Origin of the sequence: Litoreibacter roseus (assembly GCF_009811795.1) — a bacterium.
Taxonomy (GTDB): Bacteria; Pseudomonadota; Alphaproteobacteria; order Rhodobacterales; family Rhodobacteraceae; genus Litoreibacter; species Litoreibacter roseus.
On the sequence record NZ_BLJE01000002.1, the window covers coordinates 823367 to 844663 of the forward strand.

At 55.7% G+C, this 21297-nt stretch carries 22 protein-coding genes and 1 tRNA gene; 14 read left to right on the top strand and 9 right to left on the bottom strand.

All coding sequences use genetic code 11. From position 1 onward, the window contains the following. Positions 1–110 precede the first annotated feature (110 nt). From KIN_RS11055 to ttcA, 3 genes are all read right to left on the bottom strand, one after another. A complete protein-coding gene (locus tag KIN_RS11055) occupies positions 111–1628 on the bottom strand; it encodes a putative bifunctional diguanylate cyclase/phosphodiesterase (RefSeq protein ID WP_159806867.1) in 1518 nt (505 codons plus the stop codon). A gap of 127 nt (positions 1629–1755) precedes the next feature. Next, positions 1756–2136 (bottom strand): VOC family protein, encoded by a 381-nt coding sequence (locus KIN_RS11060; protein ID WP_159806869.1) that lies wholly within the window; start codon positions 2134–2136, stop codon positions 1756–1758. 27 nt (positions 2137–2163) lie between these two features. Next, entirely contained in the window at positions 2164–3006 is an 843-nt protein-coding gene (gene ttcA / locus KIN_RS11065) for a tRNA 2-thiocytidine(32) synthetase TtcA (protein ID WP_159807995.1), read from the bottom strand. A 119-nt stretch (positions 3007–3125) separates the two neighbouring features. Between ttcA and KIN_RS11070 the strand changes: the two genes are divergently transcribed. Continuing rightward, positions 3126–3650, top strand: a complete 525-nt coding sequence (locus tag KIN_RS11070) for a DUF3833 family protein (protein ID WP_159806871.1) — start codon at positions 3126–3128, stop codon at positions 3648–3650. On the opposite strand, the gene yidD is transcribed toward KIN_RS11070, so the two are convergent. The 3 genes from yidD to rpmH are packed head-to-tail and all read right to left on the bottom strand — an operon-like array spanning position 3647 to position 4426. After that, positions 3647–3868, bottom strand: coding sequence for a membrane protein insertion efficiency factor YidD (gene yidD / locus KIN_RS11075; protein WP_159806873.1), 222 nt, complete (start codon positions 3866–3868; stop codon positions 3647–3649). The two genes, KIN_RS11070 and yidD, sit on opposite strands and share 4 nt — an antisense overlap. After that, complete coding sequence (gene rnpA, locus KIN_RS11080) at positions 3865–4269, bottom strand: ribonuclease P protein component (RefSeq protein WP_373281655.1); 405 nt, start codon at positions 4267–4269, stop codon at positions 3865–3867. Before rnpA ends, yidD begins: the two co-directional genes overlap by 4 nt. A 22-nt stretch (positions 4270–4291) precedes the next feature. After that, the gene (rpmH, locus tag KIN_RS11085) at positions 4292–4426 is read right to left on the bottom strand and encodes a 50S ribosomal protein L34 (RefSeq protein WP_159806877.1); all 135 of its coding nucleotides are present in this window, start codon (positions 4424–4426) and stop codon (positions 4292–4294) included. A gap of 280 nt (positions 4427–4706) precedes the next feature. On the opposite strand from rpmH, the gene KIN_RS11090 reads away from it, so the two are divergent. From KIN_RS11090 to KIN_RS11105, 4 genes are all read left to right on the top strand, one after another. Further along, complete coding sequence (locus KIN_RS11090) at positions 4707–5447, top strand: TVP38/TMEM64 family protein (protein WP_159806878.1); 741 nt, start codon at positions 4707–4709, stop codon at positions 5445–5447. A 4-nt stretch (positions 5448–5451) separates the two neighbouring features. Beyond that, complete coding sequence (locus KIN_RS11095) at positions 5452–6870, top strand: dihydrolipoyl dehydrogenase family protein (RefSeq protein ID WP_159806880.1); 1419 nt, start codon at positions 5452–5454, stop codon at positions 6868–6870. Positions 6871–6900: 30 nt separating this feature from the next. After that, positions 6901–8304: a sensor histidine kinase gene (locus tag KIN_RS11100; RefSeq protein WP_159806882.1), complete on the top strand. Its 1404-nt coding sequence runs from the start codon at positions 6901–6903 to the stop codon at positions 8302–8304. Positions 8305–8366: 62 nt separating this feature from the next. Next, a tRNA-Arg gene (locus KIN_RS11105) sits at positions 8367–8443 on the top strand. A gap of 959 nt (positions 8444–9402) precedes the next feature. Here the strand turns inward: KIN_RS11105 and KIN_RS11110 are convergent. Beyond that, entirely contained in the window at positions 9403–10242 is an 840-nt protein-coding gene (locus KIN_RS11110; protein ID WP_159806884.1) for a helix-turn-helix transcriptional regulator, read from the bottom strand. A 241-nt stretch (positions 10243–10483) separates the two neighbouring features. On the opposite strand from KIN_RS11110, the gene KIN_RS11115 reads away from it, so the two are divergent. The 4 genes from KIN_RS11115 (at position 10484) to KIN_RS11130 (ending at position 13873) form a co-directional block, all read left to right on the top strand. Continuing rightward, positions 10484–11368, top strand: a complete 885-nt coding sequence (locus KIN_RS11115) for an SDR family NAD(P)-dependent oxidoreductase (protein WP_207710128.1) — start codon at positions 10484–10486, stop codon at positions 11366–11368. Between the two features lie 22 nt (positions 11369–11390). Then, a complete protein-coding gene (locus KIN_RS11120; RefSeq protein WP_159806886.1) occupies positions 11391–11897 on the top strand; it encodes a nuclear transport factor 2 family protein in 507 nt (168 codons plus the stop codon). 552 nt (positions 11898–12449) lie between these two features. Then, positions 12450–12962, top strand: coding sequence for a hypothetical protein (locus tag KIN_RS11125; protein ID WP_159806888.1), 513 nt, complete (start codon positions 12450–12452; stop codon positions 12960–12962). Positions 12963–13015: 53 nt separating this feature from the next. Further along, on the top strand, positions 13016–13873 hold the full coding sequence (locus tag KIN_RS11130; RefSeq protein ID WP_159806890.1) for a hypothetical protein: 858 nt from the start codon (positions 13016–13018) through the stop codon (positions 13871–13873). Positions 13874–14142: 269 nt separating this feature from the next. Here the strand turns inward: KIN_RS11130 and KIN_RS11135 are convergent, their stop codons facing one another. Together KIN_RS11135 and KIN_RS11140 are read right to left on the bottom strand one after the other, a co-directional pair. After that, a complete protein-coding gene (locus KIN_RS11135; RefSeq protein ID WP_159806892.1) occupies positions 14143–14430 on the bottom strand; it encodes a hypothetical protein in 288 nt (95 codons plus the stop codon). Between the two features lie 857 nt (positions 14431–15287). Beyond that, positions 15288–15722: a RidA family protein gene (locus KIN_RS11140; protein WP_159806894.1), complete on the bottom strand. Its 435-nt coding sequence runs from the start codon at positions 15720–15722 to the stop codon at positions 15288–15290. A 205-nt stretch (positions 15723–15927) separates the two neighbouring features. Here KIN_RS11140 and KIN_RS11145 point away from each other — a divergent pair, with 205 nt between their 5' ends. The 5 genes from KIN_RS11145 (at position 15928) to KIN_RS11165 (ending at position 21294) form a co-directional block, all read left to right on the top strand. Beyond that, entirely contained in the window at positions 15928–16920 is a 993-nt protein-coding gene (locus tag KIN_RS11145; RefSeq protein ID WP_159806896.1) for an ABC transporter substrate-binding protein, read from the top strand. Between the two features lie 66 nt (positions 16921–16986). Then, entirely contained in the window at positions 16987–17775 is a 789-nt protein-coding gene (locus tag KIN_RS11150; RefSeq protein WP_243144897.1) for an ABC transporter ATP-binding protein, read from the top strand. Continuing rightward, the gene (locus KIN_RS11155) at positions 17772–18635 is read left to right on the top strand and encodes an ABC transporter permease (RefSeq protein ID WP_159806898.1); all 864 of its coding nucleotides are present in this window, start codon (positions 17772–17774) and stop codon (positions 18633–18635) included. The genes KIN_RS11150 and KIN_RS11155 overlap by 4 nt, the downstream gene beginning before the upstream one ends. Continuing rightward, positions 18635–19900 (top strand): cytosine deaminase, encoded by a 1266-nt coding sequence (locus KIN_RS11160; RefSeq protein WP_159806900.1) that lies wholly within the window; start codon positions 18635–18637, stop codon positions 19898–19900. Before KIN_RS11155 ends, KIN_RS11160 begins: the two co-directional genes overlap by 1 nt. Beyond that, a complete protein-coding gene (locus KIN_RS11165) occupies positions 19897–21294 on the top strand; it encodes an FAD-binding oxidoreductase (RefSeq protein WP_159806902.1) in 1398 nt (465 codons plus the stop codon). The genes KIN_RS11160 and KIN_RS11165 overlap by 4 nt, the downstream gene beginning before the upstream one ends. Positions 21295–21297: the final 3 nt, after the last annotated feature.

Genomic DNA, 21297 nt, shown 5'->3' on the forward strand with positions numbered 1-21297 from the left:
TTGTGGAATACGCACGTGGTTCAATAGGCTGACGTGGTAAAGGTCAAGCGGTTTTCCAAGGACAATTGACCTATTCAGGTGCTTGGAAGGATCAAAATTCTCTGGGTGCTCTAGCGGGAGTTTCGCAAAAGTTCCGACGATTTCGCGCGCTCGGCTGCGTGCGCTTTGAGCCAGGCGGCCGTTTCTTCCACCGCCATTGGGCGTGCAATCGAAAAACCTTGCAGTTCGCTGCACCCGAGTTGTGACAGAATGCTTTTCTCGCCGACAGTTTCAACACCTTCCGCGACTGTCTGTATTTCCAGTTGCTCGGCCATGCTGACGATCGCAGCGATCATCTTTTGCTGTTCGGGGTCGTCGTCGACCCGGGTTACAAAAGAACGGTCAATCTTGACGCGGCCCACCTTGAAGCGACGAATATTCGACAGAGAGGCATGACCGCGGCCGAAGTCATCAAGATCAATACGAAACCCTTGTGCGCCCAACGCGCGGATATTCCGCGTTATGACATCATCTTCCGCTTGGGAAACCACCGTCTCAAGTATCTCGATGGTCAGTCGGCTTGGATCCAGATCGAACCGATCCACGTCCCACTTAATTCTTTCGACCAAGCCTGGATTTCGCAATTCTTGTGTCGCGAAATTCACGGCAACATGCGGCACGTCCAAATGCTGCTCGTCCCAAGATTTGAGCGCGCGCAGGGCATGCTGCAGAATTGCTTCGCTCAAATCCTCCATTTTTCCTGCTGCTTCCAACTCAGGCAGGAAATCTGCGGGTTGGATCAACCCCTTCTCCGGGTGATACCATCTGGAGAGCGCTTCAAAGCCAGTGACCATTCCGGTATCCGTGGAAACCTGAGGCTGGAACCATGGTTTTATCTGCCCTTCGCGGAGCGCGGCCAGCACATTTTCCATTGTGGCCTTCAGTTGGATCGGCTGCGCGGGTGTCTGGCTGGAATAGCCGCGTGCGGCGCCCGGCCCATAGGTGCGCGCATCGGTCAGCGCACTGATGGCCGACGATAAAAACGCCTCGCCCGTATCGCCGGACAATTGTGCGCTCAGACAAAAGCCTGCAGACAAGGAAACATGCAGCGAGGCTTCGTCCACTTCGATTACGTCGGTCGCGGCATCCTGTAGTCTGTGAACCATATTTATAACGGCGCCAAGCTCGGGTTGCCTGATGTTGCCAATCGCGATCGCAAATCGGTTTTCCGCCAGTTTTGCAAGGGTGTCTGCGCCCCGCAGAAAGGTTTTCAAGCGTTGCTCGGTTTCGCCTGAGGCGGTTTCCGCAGCTTCCCGTCCCCAGCTCATCTTCAGATCATCGAAGTCGTCGATCTCGAGCACGATACACGCGCTTCGTCCGAGCTTGCTGTCTGGGTTCATTAGGGTATCAAGGTGCTTCACAAACTGTGTTCGGTCCATAACGGGTGTCGATGGTCCGGCGAGGATTTTGTTGAGACCTTCATGTACGATGAGCATTGCCGTGGCCAGCACGAGTGTTGATACACTCAGCGTTGTACCGCCGTCTGCGAAAAAGAAGAACACAGCGCTTAGGCTCAAGATCGCCAGCATAACCCGCTGAGCCCATACGCATGCCCCGATCAATTTGGAGCGTGAGGCGGTGTCAAACATCAAATGACCTCTCATAACTTTGACGAGAGGTAGTAAGACCCGTGAGTGTTCTTTTTCTTAATCTGTCGGGCGGAATTGCATCGTATTGTTCTGAAAATCTTCAGAACTCATAAAGGCTGAAGTTGGGCTAGTCGTAAGCGGACACCTCAATCAAGTTAAGATCAGGATCGCGGAAGTAGAGCGATTTGATTGGCCCTGTTGCACCCGTCCGCGCAACCGGTCCTTCCTCGATAGACACGTCACTGTCCCTCAAGTGCTCCTCTACGTCCGCTAGGTTGATCGACGCGATAAAGCACAGATCGGCGCTGCCGGGCGTAGGGTGCTGGGCTTTTGGTTCGAACTCCTTCCCCGCCTCATGCAGGTTGATCTTCTGTCGCCCGAAAACCAGTGCCTTTCGTCCTTCGCCGAATTCGACCACGGACATACCCATGACCTTTGTATAGAACGCGCATGTTGCGTCTATTGAGGCTACGGTCAGAACCAAATGATCGATGCGGTCTATCTGCATTACGTTCTCCAATAGGCCGCCGTCTGGTTATTCGTCGGGTGCGCTGGTGGTCCGTGTCAAAGCGTCAAAGTCGAATATTTTCGGGTCAAGCAGGTGCGATGGGCGCGCATTCATAAGGGCACGAAACATCACCTGTCGGCGTCCGGGCGCGTTCGCTTCCCATCCATCAAGGATCTGCTTGACTTGCTGGCGCTGCAGGCCGTCTTGGGACCCACACAAGTCACAGGGAATAATTGGGTAGTTCATGGCCTGCGCGAAGCGGGCGCAATCGGCCTCTGCCACATGGGCGAGGGGACGGTACACGAACAGATCGCCATCTTCATTCAGAAGCTTCGGCGGCATCGTCGCCAACCTGCCGCCGTGGAACAAATTCATCATGAATGTTTCGAGAATATCGTCGCGATGATGACCCAGAATAACTGCACTGCAGCCTTCCTCGCGCGCGATCCGATACAGATTTCCCCGGCGCAGCCGGGAGCAGAGCGCGCAATAGGTTCGACCGGCGGGAACCTTGTCCACGACGATGGAATAGGTGTCTTGATACTCAATCCGATGCGGCACGCCCATCTGTTCGAGAAACGCAGGTAGGACGGTTGCCGGGAAGTTCGGTTGGCCCTGATCAAGATTGCAGGCCAGTATGTCCACAGGCAGCAACCCGCGCCATTGGAGTTCGTAGAGGACCGCAAGCAATGTGTAGCTGTCCTTTCCACCGGAAAGGCAAACCAGCCAGCGGGCGTCACGCTCGATCATGCCGTACTGGTCGATGGCTTCGCGCGCATATTTTACAATACGCTTCCGCAGTTTCTTAAATTCGGTGCTTTTCGGTGCACCGTGAAAGAGTGGGTGGATATCATCCTGATCATCAAGCATGGGGTTCCATAGCCACCTATCCGAGGCCAGACAACCCGCCGCCAAAGCCGGATGATCGCCTGACAAGATACATCCGAACCGCTGTTCAGAACGTACTCTATCCAAACGGGAGATATCTCATGCGCGCAATTTTACTGTTTATGGTTTTGTTTCTGGCAGCGTGCACGGGAAAACCGGGCTTCAACGACGCAAGCCTGAGTGACCGGGAGTTTCAGCTTGAAGAGTTCTTCGAAGGCGATCTTGTGGCTTACGGCCATTTTCAGGATGTATTGGGCACTGTCCGGCGTCGGTTCGAAGTGAAACTGAACGGCACATGGGATGGCACCAATCTGCGGCTTCAGGAAGATTTCGTATATGAAGATGGTGAGACCGAGCGGCGCATCTGGGTTTTCACAAAGACAGGCCCGGACACGTGGGACGGTCGCGCAGATGGCGTAAAGGGTGTAGCAAAAGGAATTGAGAACGGAGATCGCTTCAACTTCCGGTATACGATTGACCTGCCGGTCGGCGATGGTGAAACCGTGCGGTTGAGCTTCAACGATTGGCTCTGGCAGGTCAGCGAAGACCGGGTGCTGAACAAGGCCTACGTGAAACGGTTCGGGGTCGATGTCGGTGAATTGATCATCTGGTTTGAAAAACTCTAGTCTGGCACGTTGTCGATGCCAGAACCGCCCCATGGATGACAGCGGCCTATCCGTCTAACGGTAAGAAGAGACCCCCTAAGTGCTCCGTGTTTCTCCAGCGCTTCCAGCGCGTAGGCCGAGCATGTGGGGTGGTAGCGGCAATTAAACCCGACCCAAGGCGAGAAGATCAGCCGATAGGCCCGGACAGGCGCAGCGATAATATGTGCAGCGGGGCTCATTGGTGGATCTTACGCAGCGCGCGTGTGATGTCGCCCTTCAAGTCTTCAAACTCCCGCGCGACGGTCACCTGAGGCCGGCCAACCAAAACATAGTCCCATCCCGCATGGCCAGCACTTGGCAGGATATCCCGGGCCGCTTCCCGCAAACGGCGCTTGGCGCGGTTTCGGGTCACGGCATTGCCCAGTTTTTTCGAGCAGGTGAAACCGATCCTAATTGCTGGATCCCCATCATCCCGAGGTCTGGCTTGCAACATCAGTCCTGGTTGCCCTGCGCGACGCGCCTTCGCAGTATGCAAGAAATCAGCGCGCTTGCGTAAAACATGCAGACAAACGGAAGCCGCCGGTGGTTCTTCAGCAACCGGACTGTCTTGTCCTGTCACGTCGGCCACCGGCGGCATAATTCTGTCTCGGAAAGAGCGGCGCTTATGCGCTCAGCGATTTCCGGCCCTTTGCGCGACGCGCGTTCAGGATTTTACGACCAGCCTTGGTTGCCATGCGCGCGCGAAAGCCGTGGCGACGTTTGCGAACCAGGTTCGAAGGTTGAAATGTACGTTTCATGAGCGAAGCTCCAGCGGATAGGGCGAGGTTTGGATTCGCCTCAGTTTGTTCGAGACCTGCGTCTTAGACAGGTGACAGCGGCAGGTCAACGGCTGTCGCCCCATTGTTTTGCAACAAAAATGACCCCTGCGCCTGTCTTTTGTTACGGTTGCCCCACTTAAAGCGAGAAATGCCGCTACGTCCGATCACCTGCTATCAAGCCGTTGTGAGGCAGGTATCGCAACGCACGTCAAACAGGCAAGACATCAGAACAGAGTTTCTTGAGGCGAAAGGCCATCCCATGACCGAGATCACCGAAGCCGAGCCGCAGCAAAAGTCGGCCTTTCAAAGGCGGTTGCCGATCATCTTGATCGCGGTTGCGGCCATTTTGGGGTTCATCTTTCTCCGGGACTACTTGAGCTTTCAGACGCTCAGCGAAAACCGGGAAGCCTTGATTGCGTTTCGGGATGAAAACTACGTCGTCGCCGTCCTGGCATTCATGGCGATCTACGTCGCCATTGTCGCGTTTTCTCTGCCCGGAGCTGCCATTGCGACACTGACTGGCGGTTTTCTTTTCGCGACATTCCCCGGGGCGCTGTTCAACGTCGCTGCCGCCACGATCGGGGCCACAGCGATTTTTATGGCCGCACGTCTGGGCTTCGGCGAGCGTTTGGCTGCGAAGATGGAAGCTGGTGATGGCATGATCAAACGGATCAAGGACGGCATCGATGAAAACCAATGGTCCGTGTTATTTCTGATCCGGCTGGTTCCTGCTGTGCCATTCTTTGTGGCAAATCTCGTCCCGGCACTTGTGGATGTGCCTGTGCGCCGCTTCGTAATCTCGACCTTTCTAGGGATCATCCCCGGTTCCGTCGTGTACACCTCGGTCGGTGCTGGGTTGGGTGAAGTGTTTGAGCGGGGTGAAACTCCCAATTTAGGCATCATCTTCGAGCCACATATTCTGTTGCCAATTCTTGGTCTCTGCGCGTTGGCGGCTTTGCCAATTGCTCTGAAAGCGATCCGCGGAAAAGAAGGACTTTAATCCCATGAAGAAACTCAAGACTGACCTGCTCGTGATCGGCGCAGGATCCGGTGGTCTGTCTGTCGCTGCGGGCGCGGTGCAGATGGGGGCGGATGTTGTCCTTTTGGAAAAACATAAGATGGGCGGCGACTGCCTGAACTACGGTTGTGTCCCATCCAAGGCGCTGATCGCGGCGGGCAAGCAGGCCTATACTCTACGACATGGTGCAGACTTTGGCGTGGCGGATGTCGAGCCTGAGATTGATTATGCCGTCGCGAAAGATCACGTCCATCAGGTGATAGAAACTATCGCACCCGTTGACAGTCAGGAACGGTTCGAAGGACTTGGTGTCAACGTCATCCGCGAAAGCGGGATTTTCACGGGGCCAGACACCGTTCAAGCGGGCGAGACCGAAGTGACGGCTCGTCGGATCGTCATAGCAACGGGGTCTGCCCCTTTTATTCCGCCCATTCCCGGTCTTGACGAAGTTCCCTATCTGACGAACGAGACCCTTTGGGATCTGCGCGAGCGCCCGGATCATCTGTTGATCATTGGCGGCGGTCCGATCGGCATTGAAATGGCGCAGGCGCATTTACGGCTAGGATCAAGGGTCACCGTCATCGAGGGCGAAACTGCGATGGGAAAGGATGATCCGGAACTGGCCAAGATCGTTCTGGACCGCTTGCAGGATGAAGGCATGGTTTTAGAAGAGGGTGCACTCGCTGAGAAAGTGACCGGCAAAGACGGTGAGATCAAAGTCCATGCAAAAGACGGGCGTAGTTTCACCGGATCCCATCTTTTGGTGGCTGTCGGACGGGCAGCGAATGTCGATGGGTTGGGCTTGAAAGAGGCCGGCATCAAGTATGACCGCAAGGGGATCAAGGTGGACGCAGGTCTGCGGACGACAAACCGGCGCGTCTACGCAATCGGGGATGTGGCAGGTCAGCTGCAATTCACGCATGTTGCCGGGTACCATGCGGGCGTCGTGATCCGATCGATACTTTTTGGTCTGCCAGCAAAGGCGAAACAGAACCATATTCCGTGGGCAACCTACACCGACCCCGAGCTTGCGCAGGTCGGCTTGACAGAAGCGCAGGCCAAGAAAGAGCACGGTATAAACATGGAAGTGGCGCGCTTTGAATTTCAAGAAAACGATCGGGCCATCGCGGAACGTAAGACCACCGGTCTGATCAAGGTGATGGTTGTCAAAGGTCGTCCCGTCGGTGCGTCTATCGTAGGTGCTGGGGCGGGTGATCTTATCGGCGTCTGGGCACTGGCCATCGCAAGCAATCTTAAGATGAGCCAGATTTCTGGGATGGTTGCCCCCTATCCCACGCTTGGCGAGGTTAACAAAAGGGCCGCCGGTGCCTATTTCTCGCCAAGGCTGTTCGAAAGCGATATGGTCAAGCGCGTGGTGGGCTTCGTTCAAAAATATCTGCCCTAACAAAGTGATAGCGTTGTCGGGAGGCCAGATTTGATCAACTCGCTGTCAGGACGGTTTCTGATTTTATCGGTCATCTTCGTGATGCTCGCCGAAATCCTGATCTTTGTGCCGTCCATCGCACGGTTTCGGGAAGAGTACCTGATCTCGCGTCTCGAAAAGGCGCAGATTGCATCTCTTTCCGTTTTGGCGTCGCAGGACCAGCGTGTCTCGTCCGCGCTGGCACAAGAGCTTCTGGACAATGCCGGAGTTTACAATGTCGTGCTTCGGCGGGACGCCGTCAGCCAACTGGTTCTCTCCTCCCCCGTGCCCGGGCCCATCACGACAGAGGTCAACCTGCGCGACCCGTCCGCATTTTACTTGATCCAAGGCGCGCTTCAGCAATTGCTCTCTCCGGCAGAAGGGGTGATCCGGGTAATGGGGTCGCCGACAAACGAAGCGGGCATGACTATCGACGTGGCGATGCCGCAGGCGCCCTTAAGGGCGGCCATGGTCGACTACGGATTACGTATTCTGGCGCTCTCTCTTGTTATCTCGGTGATCTCTGCCTGCCTGCTGTTTTTGGCAGTTCGAAGTTTCATGGTGCGGCCAATCAAGCGGGTTGTGCATCACATGCAATCCTACGCGTCGGCCCCGGAGGACGCCCGCCGGATCATCATGCCGAAGGGCCGGATTAAAGAGCTTCGTCGTGCAGAAGAGGCGTTGGCAGAGCTTCAGACCCAGTTGACGGGGTCGCTTCGTCAGAAAGAGCGGTTGGCACAGCTTGGAAGCGCTGTTGCCAAAATCAGCCATGACCTGCGCAACATCCTCACCACAGCAACGCTGCTGGCCGACCGTATGGAGCGCAGCGAAGACCCGGCCGTCAAACGTTCTGCTCCCAAATTGGTTAATTCGCTCTCGCGAGCCGTCAATCTTTGCGAAAGTACATTGGCGTTCGGACGTGCTGAGGAAGCGCCGCCCACACTGACCATGGTCCGGCTAACAAGCCTAGTGGAAGATGTCTTGGAAAGCGAACGATTGGCATCGTCAGACCTGGTCAGCTTTCACTCCGAAGTCCCAATCGGAATGGTCATGCGTGCAGATCAGGAGCAGGTGTTTCGGATCCTCGGAAACCTCGTACGCAACGCCCGGCAGGCCATTGAGGCCACGGGAAAGCCCGGTGAGATCACAATCAGAGCCGAGGAGGATGACAGTTGGTGGAAGATCCATGTCTGCGACACCGGACCGGGCCTACCCCCAAAGGCGCAAGAAAATTTATTCACAGCCTTCGAAGGGGGCGTTCGCAAAGGGGGTACGGGTTTGGGCCTTGTGATCGCCGCAGATCTGGTGCGCGGGCACGGGGGAGAGCTCAATCTTCTTGAAACAAGCGAAGAGGGGACATCTTTCACGATGTCGCTGCCCAAGGAAATCGCTCTTTTCGATCAGGCGGCACAGTAGGGCACCCTCGTGGTTTTGCTCTTGCAAAGCCCAAGCCGCAGCGCTACATCCGCCACACCCGCGCGCTGGTAGCTCAGTTGGATAGAGTACTTGACTACGAATCAAGGGGTCGGGGGTTCGAATCCTCCCCAGCGCGCCATTTAGTTTTTTGTCGAACGCAGATGTAAGTTGCTTTTTTGAGCACAAATTTGCCTGTTCATTGAGAATTTCCAGCTCTTGTCGGCGTTGGTGGTCAAATCAGTTGTCTAACGGCTCGGAGGCAAGACGCTGTATCGGTTGAGCTTCGTTGGCACGAACGGTCCAAAGCTGCCGTTCACTCGACTCAATCGCCGCTGCAGTGCGGCCCGTCAGACCGGACTTTCGCTGCAGGTGCAAATCTTCGATGCCTTAGAAGTCAACAATGCGGGGCGAAGCTGAGCTTTTCGCTACGACCGGTGTGAGAGAACCACTCAGGCACTTTGTAACGCTCTAGGGCAGCCCGCCTTTTTGCGATAAGAAAACTCAGCCTTAACCCATGAACTTCTTGCGTTGCGAGTTCCTATGGATTCTAATGGTAGCGAGCAGTTCAGACTGGCGCAGCGAATTTTCAACTGAGATTTTTGGGGGCATCATGGCGGAGGACTTCGTCCCGTTAACGATTCAACAGTATTCGAAGGATGCACTGGCGACTCCTATCTTCTTCATAGTCGAACTTATGCACGTGATTTTTGCACGCAAGCAGACTGTCAGAGAATTTGCGGCGAAGGTCTCAAACGAGCCCACAGCAGAAGTCTTGAATTTGTGCTGCGCGCGCACGCAGCGTAAAAAACTTGTGCACTCGCGCAGAGTGCTTTGCCGCGAAGCAGCGGCCTAACCAAACATCTGAGCAGCGCGCGGCGAAGAATCTGAAGCTAATAATCATGTTGCGGACTAGTGAGAGGATCCGCCCGGTGAAACTACGTCTATTTTTCGCACCTTAATGCAATGCAAATGCCAGAGATAGTGAAACAGCTTTCGAGTACAAGTGTGCCGCTGAGACAAAGTGTTGGACTTCTCTAACAAGCCAAAGCAGCGCTTTTCACGGCATTGCGAACTCGAGTCACCGGTTTGAAATCTTGGTCACTTTGTCCTAAATGCCGAAGGGGTAAGCCCAGTCAGCGATTTCACGGCGGCACCCATTCCGCTTTGATCGGAAAAACCGCACTTTTCTGCGATGACTGCGAGCGACAGAGTTGAGTAGCGGATTAGCTCCACGGCTTTTTCCGCTCTGCGCGTTTGAATCCATCGGTATGGTGGTTCTCCGACAACTTCGCTGAAACACCGGGAGAAATGCCACGGGCTCATGCAAGCAACATCGGCCAATTTTGTGACAGTCAACGGTTTGTGGATATAGGTCTCCGCGTACTCGATTGCTCTTGCAATCCGGTCATCGGTGCCTGCGACGGACACCGATGTTGAAAAGCCGTTCACGGATTTCTCAAATGCAAGTCCAACGATCAGAAGGCTCAGACCTTCGGCGACCAGCGGGTTGATGCTGGGGCCGCGCAGGTGTTGTCTGAGCGTGCGCGCAAATGCGGCGGCTTGGGCCTCGGGCGTGCACATGACCGGCTCCAACGCGCCCATCTGGTCCGTTAAGGCTTCCGTGACAAGGCATTTGAGACGCTCTGGGTCAATCTCTATGGCGACCCCCCAACCCGTGTTTTCCGCCGAAAGACGAAAATCAGTACCAGCGGGATACAGGGCGAAGGTGTCCTGCTCGCAAATGTTCTCTCGCGCGCGGTCGGAATTCACCTCCTGCACCGACGCGCCTTGCTCGATGTTGACATAGAGCAGATGTTTATGCGGAACGAGGTGCATCCGCACTGGACCAGGCGGGATAGCCTGCACGGCCAGCGCCTCGGTCTGCACACCGAAAGGCGAGCCGGGTAGCGCAGTCAGACGCGTACTAAGAGCGGGCATTTGGCCTCCTGGTCGCAGTCAAAGCTGATCTTTCGTTCAACAGCCTAGCCCCCAAACCAGCCTTTCAGACAGTAGTTTCCGCATTCAGCAGCAAAGATCACCCAAACAATAGCACGTATCGCGGATGCCCACGCGATCTTTCCAACCCATCCTTCTGGAAGGCGCACCTCGCCAGGCTTGCATCGGTCGTCAAATGATCGACGCAAAACCGTTCTGCACACTAAGCCAGAAAGGAATTCTGATGTCTGATGACATGAACCCCTCCCGCCGCACGCTCCTTACCGGAGGAGCCGCTGTCGCCGCCACGATGGCAGCATCCGCTGCCGCCGCGAACAGCATGGACCCGGTCGAGGCCCCGTCGGCGGTCAATCCCGATGGCCGTTTCGCAGGCAAGGTCATTGCAGTCACTGGTGGCAATTCCGGGATCGGCGCCGCGACCGTGCGGGCCTTTGCCATGGAAGGCGGTCAGGTGGTCTTTGGCGCGCGGCGTGATGAGCTCGGGCGTCAGGTCGAGGCAGAAATCCGTGAAGCGGGTGGCGATGTGACTTGGGTGCAAACGGACGTTCGGGACCCGGCTCAGGTCGAACGCTTCGTCAATGCGACAACGGACACTTATGGCCGTCTGGATGTCCTTTTCAACAATGCCGGGATCTTCATGACACCGGCCTTGATCGAGGACATTGCCATCGAAAACTTTGACGACATGATGTTGACCAATGCAAACGGCGTCTTCTACGGCATGAAGTACGCCATCCCCGTCATGAAGGCGCAGGGCAACGGTGTCATTGTCAACATGGCGTCGGTCGCAGCGCATCGCGGGTTTCCCAACACCGCGCACTACAACGCCTCGAAGCATGCCGTTCTGGGCCTGACCCGCGCCGGCGCGCAACTCGCAAAGGACAACATCCGCGTCACTTCCATTTCTCCGCTCGCCGTGGATACTCCCATGCTGGAAGAGAGTTTCGAGTTTCAGGGCCTGACCTACGAGGGCATGGCGGATTTCTTTGTGACACCACGGATCATGGATCCGAACGAGATGGCCGAGGGCATCCTGTTTCTCGCCTCCGATGCTGCCACCGCTTTCAACGGCATGGACTTCGACGCCACCGGTGGTCAGCTCGCCTGAGGCGGTTCACAAGGAGAACATCATGAAACACACATTTCTTTCGACGCTCGCAGCGGCAACACTTATCGGAGGCGGCGCCATGGCAGACCCTACCGAGATCACACGATCAATCACGGACATCGCTGCGGGGGCTGATCGTGGCGATTGGGACCGCGTCCGAAGCGCATTCGCCGAAACGGTGACGACCGACTACACAAGCCTATGGGGCGGAGACCCCGCAACGCAGTCTGCCGATGAACTGGTTGGCGGCTGGTCGACCTTCCTGCCCGGCTTCGACAACACGCACCACATGGTGACGAACCACACGATCACACCCGTCGGCGAAGCCTTCGCGATCGCAGAAGCGGATTTCACCGCAACCCATCGGATCGACGATGATCTTTGGACGCTCGGCGGGCGCTACGCCTACGAGCTGGAACAGTCCGGCGATCGTTGGCTTGTGACGTCGATGACCATGACCGCACTTTGGGAAACCGGAGATCGTGGATTGGTCGGTATTGCCGGCGAACGTGCAGGCCAGGCCAACTAAAGTCGAGGCTTTGGACCTTACCTCCCATGGTCCAGACCTCGTTCCTGAGCCCGGTCACATAGAGCGACCAGGCGTGCCCCGCCGAAGGCTGTTCGGGAAACCAGGTATGACCACTCACCGCCGAACGCGTTTCTGAATACTCTGGCAGGCGTGGATATACACTATGCATTAGGCTGGGTAAGTGGTTTAGAAGCGCATTGCGAAGACGGCCCTTTCCCGCCGTTGACCGACACACGTCAATCCTGCGCTCGCAGCCGGCTTTGCGGTCATTCGCCGTAAGCGCGAAATCTGGGGTTTAGCGAACCCACAGTCTGCGGACAAACCAGACTTATGCAGCAGCAGCTATTGCTGGCGCAGCATTTCTTGGCAGTAGAGGCAAGCGTATTGCCGTGCTGCAGCCTTGTCGTCATAGAAGCCTTTCAAAGCTATCCTTGGTCAGACATCTTAGTCTGAAACGCCTTTGATATAAGTTGCAAAAAATTTTGCGAGCATCCAAGGAATGCCCCATCCACGACGTCGACCCTTAGTGCAACCCAAAAGAAGGCGTATAACATGACAAGACCCTTTGCTGTTATAGCTATGATGTCGGTTGCTTTCTGGGTCCCGTTGCAGGCGACTGCGCTGTCCTGCGCTCCTTTGCCAGACCCTGTTCTGATTTTAAACGAAACAAGACTAGCGCCCGACGAAGTGATTGTTGGCTACGGCGCGTTCTCGGCAGCGACGGAGAGGCGCAGTCCTGTGGCAAGTTCATTGGATGCTGGGACGTCTGAATTTGAATTCCAAGGCGTTATGTTCGCCGAAGGTGCCGTCATTCCAACCGATCCAGTGACCTCTGTTATCAGCACTGAATGTACCCATGAAATCTGGTGCAATGGGCTTGGGCATCCGATTATCGGTGTACCCTATGTGGTCGTGTTTGACCGCGCACCATCGACCGGGCAATTATCGATTTTTTCGGGCCTGTGCGGATCAAGCATAATGTTGTCGGTGGCAAATTTGAGAGTTGAAGACCTGGCTTCGTGCCTCGCGAGCGGAAGTTGTACGCAAGCGGACTTTGGCTATTGATCGGGATTGTGCTGTGATGCCTAGGTTTTTTCGAAGAATTGAATGGGCCTCATATGAATAATGTGTTGAAAGCTGGTCTTCTTTTGGGGTTGTGTGTTCCGCTCGGGTGGTTTGCATATGAACAGCTTCGTTCAAAGGATGGTGATTGGGGACCAGTTCCTTGCCAGTTAATATCTGGCATGAGTTCGTTCGCAACACCTAATGATTGGCCGGGCGATATGCTTGAGAACTGGGAAAACGATTACCCGGACGCGCTAAACGGTCTTATGGATGTGAAAACGGGCATGAAGAGCGTGAATGCCTGCATCGCCTTGTATGAACAAGGGTTAGAGCTCGTTCTGGAAGAAAAAAGCACTGAGCTGCTCGCTTCTCCTGTTCCAACTAAATATGAGTATGCGCATACAATCCATTTCGCGGGGATGCACCGCACCATCGGCGCGCGATCTGAAAGCAAGGTTGATGTCGTATTGCATTTGGGCATGCCGTCAGCCCGTCATACGGTCGAACACATTGATATAAGATATTTTTTCGCTGATCAGGACACGCCGGAGCCAGATATGGATCAGCTGCGCGACGACGTGATTGACCGCTTTGGCACGCCGAGTGTGGAAGTTCAGACTGATGCTAATGTCTTTATGTATTGGTTGATTGCAGAAGGTAGCCTGTCCGCGCTCGGTTTTGAAGAAACATGCGGCTTCAGTGCTTCACCAGATGATTCACTCTGGTGGAAAATTAATGACACCGACAATGCCGATCCGACCAAGTGTTCAGGGATCTTGCATGTCTCGTTTGGCGGCAATCATGGTGACGACGCGCCAAATACTTCCCGCTATCTGAATTTGAAACTGTATGACACCGTCCGAATGATGCGAAACAAGCTACACGAAGACGCAATTCGCGAGGCTCATTGATAGCTAATATACGAACAAAAGTAATCTTCTGGCTTGCCATAGCTGGACGCATGTTTGCCCCGGTAATGTGCCGCTGATATGGGCCTCGGTTGTTGATGTAGGAAGAACTCAACGCGGTTGTCAGATACGACATTTCCACAGACTTCATGAGTTGAGGGTAGGCAAATGCTGGACTGAGTGAAAGGTCTTTGCGATCGTATTAAGTTATTTGGAAGTTGATTTCAGGCTGCGTCGCCCAAACTTCGTGCATCGCGCAGCGTGGACCACTCTTAACTGTAATAACTAAAAACCGCGTCGCAAATTTCAAAGTCCGCCTCGAACAGTTGATAGATCACCGCGTCATCATCGCCATCTTCCATCGTCTTAACAAACCTTGTGCGATATGATTGCTCATAGGCGATCATGATCAGGCCGCTCTCGTAATTTGCAGCTTCTGAAACAAGTCCTGCACGCATTTTCATTGCTTGGGTTTGAGCCTGAAAGTAGCTGTACATAGCACTGACAAGCTCAATATCCTCAGAGAGGCTATGATGACCATTCCGTGCAACAGTGTGCATCCATTATTTGTCGTTTCAACGCTGGGGTGAAGTAGCATCAGTTCGCATGTGCGGCACCAAATCTGCCGGTATGCGGCAAGTGTCGTCACAGCGTTCATTCAAACTGTCGCAAACGGTCATGAATGAAACTACGCTTTCGCCGTGTCACTAATCGTGACCAAAGACGCGAACAAAGCAACGTTTTACTCAACGATGAAACTCTGGCCGCACATCAAAACGGAAAACTGCAGGGTTGGTGCTTAAAATTCTCGCAGTCTCAGTCTTGACGCTCAATACTACGAGTAAGCCATTTGGCAGGTGAGCGGTATACTCCCAATGTCGGTAGCTACTATGAAATTTTCCAAGAGTAAATTACGAATAGGTGACATAATCGAGTGAATAATTTGGAAACGGCTTGTCAGCTCACGGAATCGTCTAAAAATAAGTTTTGTTGGTACCTGGCATGATTGCCGACGAAGTGTACAATTTTAGATCACCGGCCTGTCCGTCATCAGAATTTTTAGAACCACAGTGTCTGACGTTAGCGTAGTCAGTTCCGAGTCAGGCCTTTTCACCTAGTTACACACAGTTGATCCATCAAATGTAATGCCGCATTTGGCGGGCAGATCGACGCCATCCTGATAGGACAACGGTTGGCGCAGATAAGAACGCGCGGTGCAGAGAATGATATCGAAGGGGAAACGGTGATACTTGAACGGAAATCTACGCGGAATACTTAACCTCAAGGGCGTTAAAGAGCCTACCGCCAGCGATTAATCCAATAGTCCTATCAGAACCAGGTTCCGCAAATTTTCATAGTAACGAAAGCGCAGGAGTCACGCAGAGATCGTTACCAATGTGATCACGGTCGTGATCGGTTATTTCTCAATGGAGCCGTTCTTTGGGTCGACCGCGTCTGTGGTCTGCCTGACTGCTGCCGTGGCTTCTATTTCAACGACGAATTCCGGCCGGGTGAAGCCGATGACGATAACAAGTGTCGAAGCGGGCGGCGGTGAGATGTTGGCGAGCCAGGCGTCCCGCGCCGCCATGTAGCCTGCCATGTGCGCTCGGTCCGTGACGTAGGCATTCAGCCGCAGAACGTCTTCCCGACCCGCGCCCGCCTCTGCGAGGACGGCATCGATATTCGCAAAGCAGATCTTGGCCTGAGCCTCTGCGCCCTCAGGGACTGTTCCATCTGCCGTCATCCCCAATTGGCCTGAGGTTGCGATCAACTGGCATCCCGGTGCGGCCGCAGCGCCGTGGGAGTAGCGCGCGAAGGGTGGTGCGATGGAGTTCGGGTTTAATGCTTTCATGGCTGATCCCCCTATGCGTATCCGGGCGACGGTGCCCGAGATTACGCGCAGATCAAACACGAAGCGGGTATCAAATATGCGCCAGCCTATGTTCTGCTCAATTTTTCAGCATTTACTCTTGTTGTGACCGCGCAATGGCAGGACCGGTCTTTGCACCCGTTAACGAACGCAGATGCTGTGTCCGACGGGAAAATGGGAGAATGAGATGTCGAAAAGACTAGCAGCGATTGCGGTTGCGACCTTCATCGCGCAAGGGGCGCTGGCCGATGGAGATGCTGAGAAAGTCGTTTTTGGGACCAACTGGCTTGCGCAAGCCGAACATGGCGGTTTCTACCAATCTGTGGCGGACGGCACGTATGAGGCGTGCGGGCTAGATGTGGAGATCATTTCCGGGGGACCGCAGGTCAACAACCGGGCCCTCATGCTGGCGGGTCGCATCGATTTTCACATGGGCGGTGACATGCTGCAGGCCTTCAACGCCGTGAAAGAAGGCATACCTGTCGTTGCGGTCGCCGCGATTTTCCAGAAACATCCGCAGGTCATCTTGGCCCATCCGGGTGAAGCTGACAGCTGGGACGAGCTGAAAGATCTCACCCTCCTGATTGGGGACAATGGGTTCACCAGCTATTATCAATGGATGATCGCCGAACATGGCTTTACCGTTGAACAGCGCGAGCCCTACACCTTTAATCCGGCCCCGTTCATTGCGGATAAGGGCAAAGGGATGCAGGGCTACCTGTCCTCTGAGCCATATGTGGTGGAGAAAGAAGCGGGATTTAAACCGAATGTCTTTCTGATCGCTGATGCTGGATACTCATCCTACGCCACGACAATCGAGACCATGGCCGAGACCATTGAAACACGCCCTGAAGTCGTGAAATGCTTTGTCGATGGTTCGCTGACTGGTTGGTACAACTATCTCTACGGTGACAGCGCTGCGGCAGATGAACTGATCCTCGCGGCCAATCCTGACATGAGCCAGGACAAAATCGATTTTGCCAAGAACATGATGCTGGAACAGGAAATCGTAGACAGCGGCGCCGCGCTGGAAACCGGGATTGGCTCGATGACGGACGAAGTGATCGGTGATTTCTACGAAAAGATGGTGGCATCGGGCGTGATCGAGGACGAACTTGACTGGAAGGCCTCCTACACGCTTGAATTCACCAATCAAAAGGTTGGAATGGACCTGAAGTAAGGTTCGGTCACGATGATGGCGGGTGGCTCTGCAAGGGCTACCCGTAAACGCCAAGGGACCAACTTAATGCCAAGCCAGACACCGCTGCCACTGGGCGCGCGCCCCGAATTGCTGAAAATGGAAGGGATCGACAAAACCTTCAACGGTGATGTTGTTGCGCTGAAAGGCCTTTCCTTGCAAGTAAACGAAGGCGATTTCATCTCGCTGCTTGGGCCGTCAGGATGTGGAAAGTCCACCGCCCTTCGCCTGATCGCGGAATTGTCCCATCCAACGCGCGGTCGCATCACCTGGGCCGGCGGGCATGACACTGGCGATTTGGGCGTTGTTTTTCAGGAGCCTACCCTGATGCCGTGGGCAACCGTCGCCGAAAATGTGTGGCTGCCGTTCCGGTTGCGGGGGGCCAGTTACGCATCGGTCAAGGATGAGGTGCTACAAGCCTTACGGCTTGTTGGGCTAGAGCGGTTTCAAACCGTCTACCCGCGGGAGTTGTCTGGCGGCATGAAGATGCGGGTGTCGATTGCGCGGGCCATGGTTACCCGGCCCCGCCTGATCTTGATGGATGAACCATTCGCCGCATTGGATGAAATCACACGGTTTCGGCTGAACAACGATTTGCTGGCGTTGAAAGAGAAGATCGGTTGCACGGTGATCTTCGTCACCCATTCGGTCTTTGAATCGGTGTTTCTGAGCGACCGGATCGTGGTGATGGCCGCACGGCCGGGGCGTGTGATCCGTGAGTTGACGGTGGACGAAAGCTATCCGCGCGATGAAGACTTTCGAACCTCCTCGGACTACGCCGCGCACTGCCGGTCCGCATCCGACGCGTTGCACGAAGCGATGGGGATAGCCGCATGAGCATTGCCGAAGATCGCGGTGCGGATCCTGCACCCATCGTTGACGCAGACGAAGCGCGGCGTGCGCGTGCGCGGCGGCTTGACCAGATTGGCAAGTGGACGCTGCCCGCTCTGGTTTTGCTGGTGTCCTTGTTCCTGTGGGATCGGGTCGTCGTTTGGAATGAGATACCTCATTACATTCTGCCCGGTCCGGGGCTCGTCTTCGAGACACTGATCAAGGACTGGGCGATGCTGTTTGACGCAGCATTGGTGACACTGCAAATCACGCTTATGGCGCTCGCCGTTGCTGTCTTGGGCGGGGTAGGGCTGGCAATCCTATTTACGCAATCGCGCTGGATCGAGATGTCATTCTACCCGTACGCCGTCATTTTGCAGGTCACGCCGATCGTGGCGATTGCGCCGCTGATCTTCATCTACGTGGACAGTCGCATTGCGGGGCTTTTGCTTTGTGCATGGCTGGTGGCGTTTTTTCCAGTCTTGTCCAACACCACGCTCGGGCTGAACTCGGCCGACCACAACCTGCGCGATCTGTTTCGCATCATGGGCGCGACGCGATGGCAGCGGCTGCGGTATCTGCAACTGCCCTCTGCCTTGCCCTACTTTCTGGGCGGCTTGCGGATTGCTGGCGGTCTGTCTCTGATCGGGGCTGTAGTTGCGGAATACGTTGCGGGCACAGGTGGCATCGGATCTGGGCTGGCGTTCCGCATTCTCGAAGCGGGCTACAGGCTCAACATCCCGCGTATGTTTGCGGCGCTTATCCTGATCGCCGGAATGGGGGTGATCATTTTTGCGGGGCTTAGCTTCCTCAGTCATATGCTGCTGCGAAAGTGGCACGAAAGCGCGCTGAAGCGGGAGCGGTGATGGATTTCATGACGCTGCCCGACGGGCCGGTTCGCTTGAAGAACCTCACCGTGCCCGCTTGTCTGATGGACCGACCGGGCGACTTGCTACGGGTCGATTTCAGTCTGTCCGGTGGCCAGATCGCCATTGAAGGCGGCACCGAATTCGACATGCAGGGCGCGATGGTTTTTCCGGCCTTTGTCGATATGCACACCCATCTCGACAAGGGCCACATCTGGGACCGCGCGCCAAACCCGGACGGGACTTTTCCAGGTGCCCTGTCCACAGTTACGGCAGATCGCGAGGCAAACTGGTGCGCTGAGGATGTCCGCACGCGCATGGAGTTTGCGCTGAAATGTGCCTACGCACACGGCACCCGCGCGATCCGTACGCATCTTGATAGTATTCCGCCGCAGGACGAGATTTCCTGGGCCGTGTTCCGGGAGCTTCGCGATGAATGGGCTGGACGGATCGATCTGCAGGCGGCGTGTCTGGTCGGCTGTGACAGAATGGAGGCGAACGGCGCCTTCCGGAAAACCGCCGACATCGTGGCCGAAAGTGGCGGGGTTCTTGGCATGGTACTTTACCCCGCCTTCGATCTGCGCGAGCGGCTCGCAGGATTCCTACGCCTCGCCACCGAGCGGGGTTTGGCCGTCGACTTTCACGTTGATGAAACGATGGACCCCGAAAGCGAAACCCTGCGCCTGCTTGGCGAAACCGTGCTTGAAACGGGGTTCAGTGCGGCTGTGACGGTCGGCCATTGCTGCTCGCTCTCCACGCAGGACACGACGCGGGCGTTCGATACACTTGATCTGGTTGCGAAGGCCGGGTTTTCCGTAGTCAGCCTGCCCATGTGCAACCTCTATCTCCAAGACCGCCACCGGGACCGCACGCCAAGGGCGCGCGGGATCACACTGGTCCATGAGATGAAAGCACGTGGGATAAACGTGTCCTTCGCCTCGGACAACACGCGTGACCCATTCTACGCCTACGGTGATCTGGACATGCTGGAGGTTATGCGCCAAGCCACCCGGATCGGGCATCTGGACCATTCCGCCGATGACTGGAGCCATGCTTTCATTGGCAACCCGGCTCACGCCTGTGGTTTTGACAAACCGACGCTCGTCCCAGGGGAACCGGCGGACCTGGTGATTTTCAAGGCCCGTTCGTGGACTGAGCTTTTCGCGCGCCCGCAGATGGACCGGATCGTCCTACGTGCGGGCCGACAGATCGACCGCACCCTGCCGAGCTATTGCGAACTGGACCACCTGATGAGGACCCAATGACACCAAACGTTGCCGCCGCCAAAGCCGCCCTGTCGCATCTGGATGTCGAAGAGAAGGAGGCGAACATCCGGGCCTCGTCTCGCGATTTCTTTTGGTATTCGCCTGTTTTGAAGGACCGGCTGGATCACGTAGTCGCCGATTTCGTTGTGCGTCCACGCACTGAGGCCGAGGTGATCGAGGTGCTGAAGACCTGCTACGCCCATGACTGCCCTGTGACCACACGCGGCGCGGGCACGGGCAATTACGGTCAAGCGATGCCCCTTGCGGGCGGTTGCGTGATGCATCTCAAGCATATGGCTGAGGTCAAAGCGGTGCATCCGGGTCGCGTGATTGTAGAGCCGGGATGCCTGCTGAAAGACCTCGATATGGTCTGCAGGGACACCGGGCAGGAAATACGGATGTTCTCCTCAACTTGGGCTACGGCAACCATTGGCGGTTTCATCGCAGGTGGTTCAGGTGGTGTGGGGTCCTGTACATGGGGCTCGCTCCGAGATTTGGGCAACATCATCCGCTTGCGCGTCGTCACCATGGAGGAAGAGCCGCGCGTGCTTGACTTCCGCGGCGAGGAGTTGGCCCGTGTCAGCCATGCCTACGGCACGAACGGCATCATCACAGAGATCGAGATACCGTTGGCTCCTGCCTATGACTGGGTCGAGATGTTTGTGGCCTGTGACGATTTCATGGAGGCTGCGCACTTTGCCGAGCAACTGGCCAACGAGGATGGCATACTGATCAAGCTTGCGACCGTGTTCGAAGCGCCTGCGGCCTTTGAGTATTTCCAACGGGTCAAACCCCACGTGGAGCCGGCGACGCATCTGATCGCGCTGATGGTGGCGCCGCATTCGATGGATGGCTTTCTGACCTTCTTGTCGCGGCGGAACGATGCGCGTCTGATCTATCGTAATGACGATCATGACTGGGACCGCGAGCCGGGATCGGTCTTCGAATACGGGTGGAATCACACGACCCTGCGCGCGCTCAAGGTGGATCCGTCGATCACCTATCTGCAGGTCCGCTATGGCTTCCCCGATCACCTGCGCTTGATCGAAGAGATGCAGCAGGAGTTTTCGCCAGAAGTTCTGCAGCACCTCGAAGTACTCAAGGAAAACGGTAAGGTGATGTTCGCGGGCCTGAGCTTGGTGAAATTCAGCAGCGAAGCGCGACTGGACGAGATTATTCGCCGCCATGAAGAGGCGGGCGCGATGATCTTCAATCCGCACCGTTACACGCTAGAGGAAGGCGGTCGGCAGACCGTCGATGACAGGCAGTTGGCATTCAAGCGCGAGGCTGATCCCAAGGGGCTGCTGAACCCGGGTAAGATGATCGCATGGGACGACCCGGACTGGCGTTATGACCGCATGTACAGTTATCCCAAACTGCAGGCGGCAGAATAGGCG